This is a genomic window from Bradyrhizobium sp. 142 (assembly GCF_023074015.1).
GTDB lineage: Bacteria > Pseudomonadota > Alphaproteobacteria > Rhizobiales > Xanthobacteraceae > Bradyrhizobium.
The window spans coordinates 1-12,381 of sequence record NZ_JADPKQ010000474.1; the positions used below are offsets into that span (position 1 = coordinate 1).

Consider the following 12,381-nt stretch of genomic DNA (forward strand, 5'->3'; position numbering starts at 1 on the left):
GCCCTCCTGCGCGGCCTTCCCTCGAGCCCGCAAAAGCACGCCAGATAGCGCCGCCATGTCCCCGCCATCGATCCGGTAACGACGCATCTTCTCGGCGCCGGGCATCATTATCCCCAGCTGCCACTTCGCTTTGCTCAGTTCGAAAGCCAAGTAAATCGTGGCATACTCGCTTCCGGCGGGTGCGTCAGTGTGATCAGTACGCATCGTTGATCCTTCAGGGTGAGTTGGTGGTCACAAACTCAATTTACCCCTGACCACCTGCCACCCCATAGGATCTACGGCATCGTCAGATCTTACGTCCAGCCTGTTCCCAAAAGGGATCGCGCAGGCGGCGCTTGAATATCTTGCCGGAGTCTTCGCGCGGCAGCCCTGTACGGATCTCGATGTGTTTTGGCACCTTGTAGTCGGCGAGCGAGGTTTTCAGCCGGGCACGGATGTCGCCAGCATCAAGCGCGAAGCCCTCTTGCGGCTCCACCACCGCCATCAACGCCTCGCCGAATTCCGCGTCAGGGATGCCGAACACCGCGCAATCATGCACACCGGGAACGGCATGCAAAACGGATTCGATCTCGGCCGGATAGATGTTGACGCCGCCCGAAATCACCATGTCGCGCTTGCGGTCGCAGATGAAGACGTAGCCGTCTTCGTCGATATAGCCGACGTCGCCCGAGGTGATGAAGCCATCGCGGTCGATCTCGGCGCGCTTCTCCGGCTTGTTGTGGTAGGTGAAATCGGCCATCCCGGGCACGCGCGAATAGATCTCGCCGATCTCGCCCACCGGCAGCACGCGACCGTCCTCGCCAAGGAAGCGCAACTCGGCGCCAGGCGATATCTTGCCCACTGTGCCTGGCTTCTTCAGCGCATCCTCCGAGGTCGCGAAGGTGACGGCGCTGGATTCGGTCGAGCCGTAGAATTCGTAGATCACCGGTCCCCACCATTCGATCATGGCGCGCTTGACGTCGGCCGGACAGGGCGCCGCGGCATGGATGATGTGGCGCAGCGAGGAGACGTCGTATTTCTTGCGTACCTGCTCCGGCAGCTTCATCAGGCGGATGAACATGGTCGGCACCATGAAGATGGTGTCGATCTCAAAGCGCTCGATCAGCCCCAAGAACGCCTCGGCCTCAAAGCGCGGCATCAGCACCAGCGCACCACCGAGCTTGCCGGCCCGGATGCCGAACGAGTTCGGTGCGGAATGATAGAGCGGTCCGGGCAGGATCGCCCGGGCGCCGGGCTTGAGCCCGTAGATCATCGCACGCATGCGCTCGCCGGCGGCCGCCTGTTCCGGCGTCGGCGCATTGCGGCGCACGCCCTTGGGGTGGCCGGTCGTGCCGGAGGTGTAGATCATGTTCATGGGCTGAGGCACGACCGGGCCGTTATAGGGCTGGTACTGCGCAAGCCAGGACTCGAAATCGCTCGCAAAATCCGGCGGCGCCAGATGATCCGGATCGATCTTGTAGTTGGAAAGGATCTCCGGCGGCGGCGGCACGCCGAGCACGGTGACGCCCGACGGGATCGCGTCGCGCAGGCCGTGCAGCATGTCAGCGTGCCCGATCAGCACTGAGGTGCCGGTATCCTTCAGGATGTAGTTGATCTCCTCCGGCTTGAAGTGCCAGTTGATCGGCACGCCATAGGCACCAAGCCGCATCGCGGCGTAGGCAGCCTCCAGGAAGGCGATGTCGTTGCGCATGAGCATGCAGACGCAATCGCCTTGGCGGACGCCGATCCTGGCAAGACCGCTTGCGATGCGGTCGGCGCGATTGGCGACCTCGGCATGGGCGCGGCGACGTTCGCCGGAAACGATGCCGTGGAATTGGGACGTTTCGCTCATTTGTTGTTTTCCGATCTTTCGTCGGGTTGAGAAACTTGGATGACACTCAGGCCGTCATTCCGGGGCGATGCGACGCATCGAGCCCGGAATCCATTTCACAGCGGACGATGCCGCTCGATGGATTCCGGGCCTGCGCCTGTGGCGCATCCCGGAATGACCGAAGATTAATCCGCAAACCTCGGCGCGCGCTTCTCTAGATTGGCACGCACGGCCTCGGTCTGGTTTGCGCTCCCGATCAGCTTCTGCTGCTCGACGGATTCGGCGAGCAGCGCTGGGCCCGGATCGACAGAGAGGTTGTTGAGCAAACGTTTTGCGGCGCGGATCGCATCGGGACTCTTGCCGGCAATCTCGCGCGCGACTCCGAGCGCCGCTGCGCGCGGATCATCGCAGATGCGGGTAGCGAGGCCGTAAGCCATCGCCTCCTGTGCGGAGAAGATGCGGCCGGTGTAGGTGAGTTCGCGCAGGACGTCATCGCGCACGAGGCTCGCCAGGATCGGCGTGCCCGCCATGTCGGGGACGAGGCCCCACTTGATCTCCATCACCGACATCCGCGCATCGGGTGTGAGAAAGCGCATGTCGGCGCCGAGCGCGAGCTGGAAGCCGCCGCCGAAGGCGACGCCCTGGATCGCGGCGATGACAGGCACGGGAAGCTGACGCCAACCCCACACCGCCTGCTGCGCAAAGTTCGCCTGGCCGTGGGTGCGCTTGGTGAGGTCGCGATTTTCGCCACCCGGAATTCCGTTGCCGCCCTTTTCCTTCATGGCGGCAAAACGCCCCATGTCGAGACCGGCGCAGAAGGCACGGCCCTCGCCGGACAGCACGACGGCGCGCACGCCTTTTTCCTTCGAAAGCCGGTCGGTTGCGGCGACAAGGGCCTCGAACATGGCCTGATCGAGCGCATTCATCTTGTCCGCCCGCACCAGGCGAACATCGGCGACGCCTTCCGAGATCGAGATCGAGACGCGCTCTTCCATGGATGAATTCTCCCCTGTTCTTGTTCGGTGCCGCTTTACAGGAAGACGGCGGCCGGATTTAGTCAGTCGACCAATTAACTGACAATCCCTACGGGGGAAACATCCATGTTCAAGGAAAATCTTCTGACCGGACGACGCATTCTCGTGACCGGCGGCGGCACGGGCCTCGGCAAGTCGATGGCGGCCCGCTTTCTTCAGCTCGGCGCCGAAGTGCACATCTGCGGCCGGCGTAAGATCGTCTGCGACGAGACCGCGACCGAGCTGATGGATCAGTACGGTGGCCGCGTCACCAGCCACGGCGTCGACATCCGCAACGCGCTCGCCGTCGACGAGATGGTCGAAAACATCTTTCGCGAGGGCCCCCTAACCGATCTCATCAACAACGCTGCCGGCAATTTTATCTCGCGCAGCGAAGAGCTGTCGCCGCGCGGCTTCGATGCGGTCGCCAACATCGTCATGCACGGCACGTTCTACGTCACGCATGCGGTGGGCAAGCGCTGGATCGCGGCCAAGCAGCCCGGCAACGTCGTCTCGATCACCACGACATGGGTGCGCAACGGCTCGCCTTACGTCGTGCCGTCGGCGATGAGCAAGTCGGCGATCCATGCGATGACCATGTCGCTCGCCGCCGAATGGGGCAGATACGGCATCCGCCTCAACACCATCGCACCGGGCGAGATCCCGACCGAGGGCATGAGCAAGCGCATCAAACCCGGCGACGAAGCCGGCGCACACACCAAGGCGATGAACCCAATGGGCCGCGTCGGCACCATGGAGGAATTACAGAACCTCGCAGTGTTCCTGATCTCCGGCGGCTGCGACTGGATCAGCGGCGAGACCATCGCCATGGACGGCGCGCAGGCGCTCGCCATGGGCGGCAATTTCTACCAGCTCCGCGACTGGAGCGACCAGGATTGGGCCACGGCGCGCGACAGCATCAAGGCGCAAAACGAGAAGGATCGGGCTGCGCGGGGGTAGAGCTCTCTCCGTAGTCGTCCCGGCGAAGGCCGGGACCCATAAACACCGAACGTAGTTTGACGAAGACTAGTCATGACCGGTCTTCGCAAAATTGCGTCTTGTGGTTATGGGTCCCGGCCTTCGCCGGGACGACATGTTGATGGCGCGTCGCCCCATCCCGTATTGTCTTTGCCCGCGGATGACGCCACACTCCGCGGCATAAGAACAAGACGCCGCGGGAGAAACATGACCACACAGGCATTGGCGAATCTCGCCGACATGGTGCGCGAGCGCGCGACGAGTCGCAGCAACGCCATTGCCTTTGAGTTCGAGGGGCGCGTCACCAGCTTTGCCGAATTCGATGTCAAGACCAACCGCGTCGCCAACGCGCTGATTGCGATGGGCGTAAAAAAGGGCCAGCGCATCGCCTATCTCGGCAAGAACAGCGACATCTATTTCGAGCTGCTGATGGGCGCGATGAAGGCCGGCGCGGTGATGGCGCCAGTGAACTGGCGCCTCGCAGGAGCGGAGGTCGCCTTCATCGTCAGCGACTGCAAGGCGCCGTTGCTGTTCGTAGGACCGGAGTTCATCGCACTCGTTGATCAGATCATGGATAAGCTGCCGGACGTGCGCACCGTCATCACCACCGAGGGCGGCACGCCGGAATGGCAGGATTATACAGCCTGGCGAGATGTGCGGAACGGCGATGATCCGAGCGTGCCAATCGACACCAAGGACATCGCGATCCAACTCTACACCTCCGGCACCACGGGCAAGCCGAAGGGCGCGATGCTGTCCCACGCGAACTTCCTCAATCTGGTGCAGACCGGCAATGCCGAGGACAAGCCGGAGTGGAACCGGTGGTCGAGCTACGACGTATCGCTGGTGGCCATGCCGATCTTCCACATCGGCGGTTCGGGCTGGGGCGTGATGGGGCTCTATCACGGCGCCCGCGGCGTGATCGCGCGCGAGTTCGATCCGACCAAGGTGCTCGACTTCTTCGAGCTATCAGGCATCACAAAACTGTTCATGGTGCCGGCGGCGATGCAGTTCGTGGTGCGGCAGCCGCGCGCTAAGACGGTGGACTTCTCGCGGCTGAAGTACATGCTGTACGGCGCCTCCCCCATTCCCGCCGCGCTGCTGAAGGAATGCATCGAAGTCTTCAAATGCGGCTTCGTGCAGATGTATGGCATGACGGAGACGACGGGCACGATCGTCGCGCTGCCGCCGGAAGACCACGTCGAAGGGCTGGAGCGGATGCGCTCGGCCGGCAAGGCGCTGCCGGGCGTCGAAATCGCGATCCTCGATGCGGACGGCAAGCCGCTGCCGCCGCGCCAGGTCGGCGAGATCGCGACGCGCTCGGGCTCGAACATGGCGGGATACTGGAACCTGCCGGACGCAACCGCCGCGACGCTGCGCGCCGACGGCTGGCTGCGCACCGGCGATGCCGGCTACATCGACGAGGATGGCTATCTCTACATCCACGACCGCATCAAGGATATGATCATATCCGGCGGCGAGAACATCTATCCCGCCGAAGTCGAGAGCGCACTGTGCGATCATCCTGATGTGGCCGAAGCCGCCGTGATCGGAGTGCCCGACGACAAATGGGGCGAGGCGGTCAAAGCCGTCGTGGTGATGAAGCCGGGCAAGCAGGCGAGCGCCACCGACATCATCAACTTCACCCGCGAACGCATCGCCGGCTTCAAGACGCCGAAGAGCGTCGAGTTTCTGCCGGCGCTGCCGCGCAATCCGTCAGGCAAGATTTTGCGGCGGCAATTGCGCGAGCCGTATTGGGCGGGGAAGGACCGGCGGGTGAATTAGGGCACGCTCTATCAACTCGTCGTCCCGGCGAAGGCCGGGACCCATAGCCACAGGGCGTGGTTTGGCGAAGACTCGCGGTTTGCATCTCGGCGCTACGACTCCTCCCTGCGGGTATGGGTCCCGGCCTCCGCCGGGACGACTCGGGAAAAGATAGCGCACAGCGACTCCTCAATGCTTCCCCGGCCCCATATATCCGAACAGGAACCCCGCCACCTTGCGCATCTGGATTTCCTCGCTCCCCTCCGTGATGCGATAGCGGCGGTGATGGCGGTAGATGTGCTCGAACGGCTTGTGGCGTGAATAGCCCATGCCGCCGTGGACCTGCATGGCGCGGTCGGCGGATTCGCAGCAGAGGCGATTTGCCCAGTAGTTGCACATCGAGACGCGGTCAGAGAGCGTGCGCTCGATCTGCTCTTCGTTGAGCTGGTCCATCTCCCAGGCGGTCTTGCGGATCAACAGACGCAGCATTTCGGCTTGCGTCGCGAGCTCGACCAGCGGGAACTGAATCGCCTGGTTCTCGGCAAGCGACTTGCCGAACGGCTTTCGCTCGCGCGCATATTTGACGCTTTCGTTGATGCAGTAGACGGCCGCTCCCAGCGAGCTCGCCGCCTGGCGGATGCGATTCTGGTGCACGAAGCATTGCGCCAGAGATAGGCCGCGACCGACCTCGCCGAACAGCGCATCCTCCGGCACGAACACATCCGTAAAACTAACGCGGGGATGGTCGGTCGGCATGTTGAAGGTCCACATGTACTCTTCGATCTTCACGCCATGGCTCTTGGCCGGCACCAGGAAACAGGTGATGCCGCGGGCATCGCCGTCATTGCCGCTGGTGCGCGCGAACAGCGCGCAATGGGTGGCGACGTGCATGCCGGTGGTCCACATCTTCTCGCCGTTGATGATCCAGCCCTTGACGTTATCGCGGGTCGCCGGCACCGCGCGCGTCTCCATGTGGGTCGCGTCCGAGCCGTGATGCGGCTCGGTCAGACCGAAGGTGATGCGGTACTTGCCCTTGATGGAACCGTCGATCATCGCCTTCTGGTCGACGCGGCCATAGTGGTCGAGCATGGTGACGACCGGGAAGTTGCCGACGATCGAGTGCTCGTTCTGGAGGTCGTTGTGCAGGCCGAGTCCCTTTGCGGCAAAATGCTCGCGGATCACCGCCATCCAGAGGTTGGAACCGTCCTTGCCGCCGTATTGCCTTGGGACAGGAAAGCGCAGATGGCCGGCGGCATCCGCGAGATCCTTTGCCTTGCGCAGCAGCGCCTCCCATTCATGCCGCGGCAGGCCGCCGTTCTCGAAATCGGTGCGGGCCCATTCGCGGCGGTGGTCGAAGAAGCGGATGTTGTCGTCGGCCGCCTCCAGCGGCTTGATCTCTCGTTCGATAAAACGGTCGAGCTCTCCGAGATAGGCGACGAGATCGGCAGGCAATGAGAAATCCACGGTTCTCTCCCGGATAATTTTTGGTTTGCGTCAAGGCGCTATGCGCGCTTCTGCTTCGCAGCGATTAAGGTGAGAAGCGTGTGCGCAAGTCAAGCAAGCCGAGGCGTGTGAGGCCGCAAACCGCATTGCGCAAATCGATGGTGTTGGACCGTGCCGCCGCGCTAGTATGGCACCAATATTCCTTCAGGAGAAAATGCGGGGAGCGACCATGGAGCTGAAATTTTCCAAAGTAGAATGCAAGGGGCCGATCACGATCGTCACACTGTCGCGGCCCGAGGTCTACAATGCGCTGCACACGGATGCGCATTTCGAGCTTCAACGGGTCTTCGACGATTTCTCCGCCGATCCCGAGCAGTGGGTCGCGATCGTTACCGGCGCCGGCGATAAAGCCTTCTGCGCCGGCAACGATCTGAAGTGGCAGGCGGCGGGCGGAAAGCGTGGCTGGGACAAGGGCGGCTTTGCGGGCCTCACCTCGCGCTTTGACTGCGACAAGCCGATCATCGCGGCGGTGAACGGCGTCGCGATGGGCGGCGGTTTCGAGATCGCGCTCGCCTGCGACCTGATCATCGCCTCGGAGAATGCGACCTTTGCGTTGCCCGAGCCGCGCGTCGGTCTCGCCGCGCTCGCCGGCGGCCTGCACCGGCTGCCGCGGCAGATTGGGCTCAAGCGCGCCATGGGCATGATCCTGACCGCCCGCCATGTCAGCGCCAAGGAGGGCCATGAGCTCGGCTTCGTCAACGAGGTGGTGCCGCAGGGCGAGGCGCTGTCAGGCGCGCTGCGCTGGGCGGAGATGATCACCAAGAATTCGCCGATGTCGGTCCGCGCGTCGAAGCAGACCATCCAGAAGGGGCTTGGCGTCTCGCTGGAGCAGGCGATCGAGGAGCAGCGGAACTATCCGGCGGTGAAGGCGATGGTGGCGTCGCAGGACTATATCGAGGGTCCGAAGGCATTTTCGGAGAAGCGTCCGCCGAAATGGGTGGGGAAGTAGCGCTCTCCTTCCCTCGTCATTCCGGGGCGCGCCAACAGGCGCGAGCTATGATGCGCAGTTGCGCATCTGAGAATCCATCAGGCCGCAGAGACCGAGGATGGATGGATTCCGGGCTCGTCGCTACGCGACGCCCCGGAATGACGGCTAGAGAGTGCGCGCCTCTGCCTCAACGTCGTCATTGCGAGCGTGGCGAAGCAATCCAGACTGCCTCCGCGGAAAGGCTCTGGATTGCTTCGCTACGCTCGCAATGACGGAAGATGGGGCTGCGCTTAGCCGTCTCTCGACAGCTCGCGCTTGTAGGAGGCGTAGTTCGGCTGATCGATCGCAAGTTTGTCCATCGTGGTTTGCCAGAGGTGCTCGGCGAGACCCGGCGTTGCAAGGTCGATCTCGCCCTTGGCGATGCGTTCGGAGAGGACGCGGTTGAGCTCCGTCACCGAGCCGTCCGTTCCGAGCAGTGCGCGCAGCCGCGTCACTTCCGCAGCGTCACTCCCCTCCTCCAGCGTCAATTGCCGCGTCACCAGGTCGAGCATATTGATGGCGACGCGGAGCTTGAAGGCCTGATGGCCGGAGATCAACGGTGCGATGTCATTGCGGAGGAAGTCGGCGACCGCTTTGGTCAGCTCGGGCGGTTTCGGTTGGTCCTGCATGCTTCAGCTCCCGCGCGGCACAAGTAGCCGCATCAGATCGATCTCGGTCTCGGAGGCGCGGCGGCCGATCATGGCACGCTCCATGGAATGGTCAGGCCCTTCACGAAAACGCTGCATCATGCCGCCGCACATGATGCCCCAGCGCAGCGTCCCCATCACTTCCCAGAATTTTACGCGCGACGGATCGACTTTGCGGCCGGCGGCTTCGTAGCCGGCGAACATCTCCTCGCGCGAGCCAAAGCCGCCGACGGGCTTGTCGATCTCGCCGAAGCGCCACGAGTTGACACAGACCCAGCCGAGATCCTCCATGGGGTCGCCGAGATGGGCGAGTTCCCAGTCCAGCACGGCGCGGATGCCATCGGAACCAATGATGAGATTTCCGTTGCGGAAATCGCCGTGCACCAGCGTCTCCTCGGCCGAAGGACCAGGATCATTGTCGCGCAGCCACCGCAGCGCCAGCTCGAACACGGGCTTGGGCCAGTTCAGGCTGCGATAGTCCCGCTCGAACTCAGAGATCTCCTTCGTTGCGGTCATGTGGCGTAGCTCGGGCAGCTTTGACAGCGGCAGCCGGTGCAGACCGGCCAGTACACCGCCGATCTGGCGCGCGAGAAGCGGCCGCGCCGCCGCGAACACGTCGTCGCGCAGGATCTTGCGCGCAATGGTCTCGCCCTCGACCCGCTGCATGATGAAGCCGGTGCCGAGATCATCTTCCGGCACCAGCACATGCATCACACGCGGCGACGGTACGCCGGCCTCATAGGCGAGCTGCATCAGCTGCGCCTCAGCCGCAAGGCCCGCCGCACGCATCGGCGCCGCGCCATAGCCTTTCGGTGCACGACGCAGGATCGCCCCGATCGGACCATCGGGATGCACGATGTCGAAGCGCCAGGTTTCCTGGCTGGCGCCGCCGGACAGCTTTGCCGCCCCGGTGGCGCCGGTCGCCCCATTGCACCAGCGCACGACGCTGCGGGAGAGCTGCGCCTCGATCATTTGCCTTTGAACTGCGCCGGGCGCTTCTCCAGGAACGCGCCGACGCCTTCACGAAAGTCCTGGGTATCGCCGGCGCGCAGCTGGCACTGGAATTCGAGATTGAGCTGATCCTCGAAGGAATTTTCCGGGCTGTCCCAGTAGAGCTTGCGGATCAGCGCGAGTGCGACCGTCGGACCGCTGGCGAGATCGCGCGCGAGCTTCATCGCCTCCTCCATCAGCACGCCGTCGTCGTAGACGCGGTTGACGAGTCCCCATTCCAACGCCTTCTCGGCCGGCAGCCGCTCGCCCATCAGCGACAATTCGATCGAGCGCGCCCGACCGACGAGGCGCGGCAAGAGCCAGGTCGAGCCGCAATCCGGCACGAGGCCGATGCGGCGGAAGGCTTGCAGGAAATAGGACGAGCGCGCGCACAGGATCATGTCGCCGAGCAGCGCGAAGCTCATGCCGGCGCCGGCGGCGGGCCCGTTGACCGCAGTGACGATCGGACAGTGCAGATTGCGGATGCGGCGCAGGAACGGGTGAAAACCGGTCTCGAGCGTCAGGCCGGCCTTGGTCTTCTTCGACTGGTTGTTGCGGCCCTGGAGATTTGCGCCGGTGCAGAACGCCCGCCCCACACCGGTCAGCACGACGCAGCGCACCTCGACCTTCTTCTCCTCGATGGCGTCGAGTGCTTCGGCAAGACCGCCCAGCATGTCCACGGAGACCGCGTTCATCACCTCCTGATGGTCGAGCTTGAGGATCGCGACCGCCCCATCGAAATCGAGCGTGACGTGTTTGAACTGCATGGTTTCCTCGTCAGTTGTCGCCTGCGATGTTTCGCAGACCGGAATTACTTTTGCCCGGACGCATATTTGATTTTTGGCGCGCTCTTGTCCATGGTGATAAGAGCATAGCAAGCAATCTTGCGCGCAGCGGCTGATGCGCCTCAAGCAAAAACAGGAAACGCGCCATGAATCTCTTCGACCTCACCGGCCGCGTGGCCGTGATCACCGGCGGCAATGGCGGTATCGGGCTCGGCATCGCGCAGGCGCTCGCCGGCCAGGGCTGCAACGTCTCGATCTGGGGACGTAATCCTGACAAGAACAAAACCGCTGCCGCGAGCCTGTCCGGCCTATCCGGCAAGGTCGACACCCGCGTCTGCGACGTCACCGATCCCGCCTCGGTCGATGCGGCGATGAAGGCGACGCTCGACGCTTTCGGTCGAGTCGACGGCTGCTTTGCCAATGCCGGCATCGGCGGCGGCGGCCGGCGCTCCTTCATCGAGCGCACCGAGGAGGAGTGGCGCACGATGTTCTCGACCAATCTCGACGGCGTCTTCCACGCGTTCCAGGCGGCCGCGAAGCACATGACGGAGCGTTCCAATGCCGGCGATCCCTTCGGCCGTCTGGTTGCGACTTCGAGCCTCGCCTCGATCTTCGGCACCGCGCGCAACGAGCACTACGCTGCCACCAAGGCCGCGATCAACGCGCTGGTGCGCGCACTCGGCGTTGAGCTTGCCCGCCACGGCGTCACCGCCAACGCCATCCTGCCCGGCTGGATCAAGAGCGATATGACCGCGGGCCTCATGGCCAACGACAAATTCGTCGCCAACGTGATGCCGCGGATTCCGGTGCGCAGGTTCGGCGAAGCCAGCGATTTCGGCGGCATCGCGGTGTACCTGATGAGCAGGGCCTCGTCCTATCACACCGCCGATACGTTCGTGATCGACGGCGGCTATACCGCGTTTTGACGTTCGGCCGCGTAGCCCGGATGGAGCATAGCGCAATCCGGGACCGGTGTAACTTGGGGCAACTCCCCCGGATTACGCTTGCGCTCCATCCGGGGCTACAAGTTCGCATTTAATAAGTGCAGAAGGGAACGGGCAAATGTTTTCACACGTCATGATCGGCAGCAACGACCTCGACAAGGCCAAGGCCTTCTACGACAAGCTGCTCGCCACGCTCGAGGTGCGGCCGGCCCGGGTCGACGGCCACCGCATCTTCTACATCACCAAGACCGGCGTGTTCTCGGTGACGAAGCCGATCAACGGCGAGGCGGCGACAGCGGCGAACGGCGGCACCATCGGCTTTGCCTGCAATTCGCCGGAGCAGGTCGACGCCTGGCATGCGGCCGGCCTCGCCAGTGGCGGCAAGACCTGTGAGGATCCGCCGGGTATTCGCCAGGGTCCGGGGGTCAAGCTCTATCTTGCGTATTTGCGCGACCTCGACGGCAACAAGATCTGTGCGATGCACCGGATGGCGTGAGCCATCCATACATCGAATGCCGTAGCCCGGATGGAGCGAGTAGAGTCGAGGAGAGGCGCGGTGACTTGGGCCGTGCGGCAACGTCCCGTTTCCTCTCCCCGCTCATCAAACCGGACGTGCCGATTTCCGGCATCCGGCTTTCCGACTGGTTTCATCACATGGCACGCGGCAGCGGCCCCAGATGCACGCGGCGGAGCCGCAGCACGCCGGCGGGCCCGAAGACATGGTCAGCGGGGAACCTTCGTGTGCCGCGTCCTTGCACCTTGCACCGTCTTCGCAGGAAGTGTCGCACGCGATCATAGACGTGATTGTCGACCGCCCGGTAGGCCATCAGCCGGGTGCCGTAGCTGAAGTAACTCGACCAGCCGCGCAGAAGTCGGTTCAACTGGTCGCGTACCTCAGGCCACGGATCTTTGTTGCCGGAGACCAGAAGCCCATCGATTTTGCCTTTGAGCCTCTGGACGCTCTTCCTGGAAGGGCTCGC

At 63.5% G+C, this 12,381-nt stretch carries 13 protein-coding genes and 1 pseudogene; 5 read left to right on the forward strand and 9 right to left on the reverse strand.

Translation table 11 applies throughout. The features are described 5' to 3' along the window. The 3 genes and pseudogenes from IVA82_RS43130 to IVA82_RS43140 form a co-directional block, all read right to left on the reverse strand. Positions 1-204 (reverse strand): annotated as a pseudogene (locus IVA82_RS43130) (hypothetical protein); the annotation flags it as partial. A gap of 82 nt (positions 205-286) precedes the next feature. After that, positions 287-1,831, reverse strand: coding sequence for an acyl-CoA synthetase (locus tag IVA82_RS43135; RefSeq protein WP_247384504.1), 1,545 nt, complete (start codon positions 1,829-1,831; stop codon positions 287-289). 164 nt (positions 1,832-1,995) lie between these two features. Continuing rightward, a complete protein-coding gene (locus IVA82_RS43140; protein WP_247384506.1) occupies positions 1,996-2,805 on the reverse strand; it encodes a crotonase/enoyl-CoA hydratase family protein in 810 nt (269 codons plus the stop codon). A gap of 105 nt (positions 2,806-2,910) precedes the next feature. Between IVA82_RS43140 and IVA82_RS43145 the strand changes: the two genes are divergently transcribed. Both IVA82_RS43145 and IVA82_RS43150 read left to right on the forward strand, forming a co-directional pair. Beyond that, positions 2,911-3,783 carry an SDR family oxidoreductase gene (locus tag IVA82_RS43145; protein ID WP_247384508.1) on the forward strand — a complete coding sequence of 291 codons (873 nt, stop codon included), beginning with the start codon at positions 2,911-2,913 and terminating at the stop codon, positions 3,781-3,783. A 225-nt stretch (positions 3,784-4,008) separates the two neighbouring features. Beyond that, on the forward strand, positions 4,009-5,586 hold the full coding sequence (locus IVA82_RS43150; RefSeq protein WP_247384509.1) for a fatty acid--CoA ligase: 1,578 nt from the start codon (positions 4,009-4,011) through the stop codon (positions 5,584-5,586). 168 nt (positions 5,587-5,754) lie between these two features. Here IVA82_RS43150 and IVA82_RS43155 read toward each other — a convergent pair whose 3' ends face one another. Then, the gene (locus IVA82_RS43155) at positions 5,755-7,029 is read right to left on the reverse strand and encodes an acyl-CoA dehydrogenase family protein (protein WP_247384512.1); all 1,275 of its coding nucleotides are present in this window, start codon (positions 7,027-7,029) and stop codon (positions 5,755-5,757) included. A 208-nt stretch (positions 7,030-7,237) separates the two neighbouring features. Here IVA82_RS43155 and IVA82_RS43160 point away from each other — a divergent pair, with 208 nt between their 5' ends. Continuing rightward, entirely contained in the window at positions 7,238-8,017 is a 780-nt protein-coding gene (locus IVA82_RS43160) for an enoyl-CoA hydratase-related protein (RefSeq protein WP_247384513.1), read from the forward strand. Positions 8,018-8,286: 269 nt separating this feature from the next. On the opposite strand, the gene IVA82_RS43165 is transcribed toward IVA82_RS43160, so the two are convergent. Genes IVA82_RS43165 through IVA82_RS43180 form a run of 4 tightly spaced genes read right to left on the reverse strand, consistent with a single transcriptional unit; the run spans position 8,287 to position 10,605 of the window. Further along, positions 8,287-8,664 carry a DUF6285 domain-containing protein gene (locus IVA82_RS43165; protein ID WP_247384516.1) on the reverse strand — a complete coding sequence of 126 codons (378 nt, stop codon included), beginning with the start codon at positions 8,662-8,664 and terminating at the stop codon, positions 8,287-8,289. Between the two features lie 3 nt (positions 8,665-8,667). Further along, positions 8,668-9,654, reverse strand: a complete 987-nt coding sequence (locus IVA82_RS43170; protein WP_247384518.1) for a phosphotransferase family protein — start codon at positions 9,652-9,654, stop codon at positions 8,668-8,670. After that, entirely contained in the window at positions 9,651-10,439 is a 789-nt protein-coding gene (locus IVA82_RS43175) for an enoyl-CoA hydratase/isomerase (protein WP_247384519.1), read from the reverse strand. The genes IVA82_RS43170 and IVA82_RS43175 overlap by 4 nt, the downstream gene beginning before the upstream one ends. Before the next feature lie 10 nt (positions 10,440-10,449). Further along, on the reverse strand, positions 10,450-10,605 hold the full coding sequence (locus tag IVA82_RS43180; protein ID WP_247384520.1) for a hypothetical protein: 156 nt from the start codon (positions 10,603-10,605) through the stop codon (positions 10,450-10,452). On the opposite strand from IVA82_RS43180, the gene IVA82_RS43185 reads away from it, so the two are divergent. Both IVA82_RS43185 and IVA82_RS43190 read left to right on the forward strand, forming a co-directional pair. Continuing rightward, positions 10,604-11,383 carry an SDR family oxidoreductase gene (locus tag IVA82_RS43185; protein WP_247384522.1) on the forward strand — a complete coding sequence of 260 codons (780 nt, stop codon included), beginning with the start codon at positions 10,604-10,606 and terminating at the stop codon, positions 11,381-11,383. The genes IVA82_RS43180 and IVA82_RS43185 overlap by 2 nt on opposite strands. A gap of 136 nt (positions 11,384-11,519) precedes the next feature. Continuing rightward, complete coding sequence (locus IVA82_RS43190) at positions 11,520-11,897, forward strand: VOC family protein (protein ID WP_247384523.1); 378 nt, start codon at positions 11,520-11,522, stop codon at positions 11,895-11,897. 154 nt (positions 11,898-12,051) lie between these two features. Here the strand turns inward: IVA82_RS43190 and IVA82_RS43195 are convergent. Continuing rightward, on the reverse strand, positions 12,052-12,381 hold a 330-nt coding region (locus IVA82_RS43195), incomplete at its 5' end, for a group II intron maturase-specific domain-containing protein (RefSeq protein WP_276578017.1).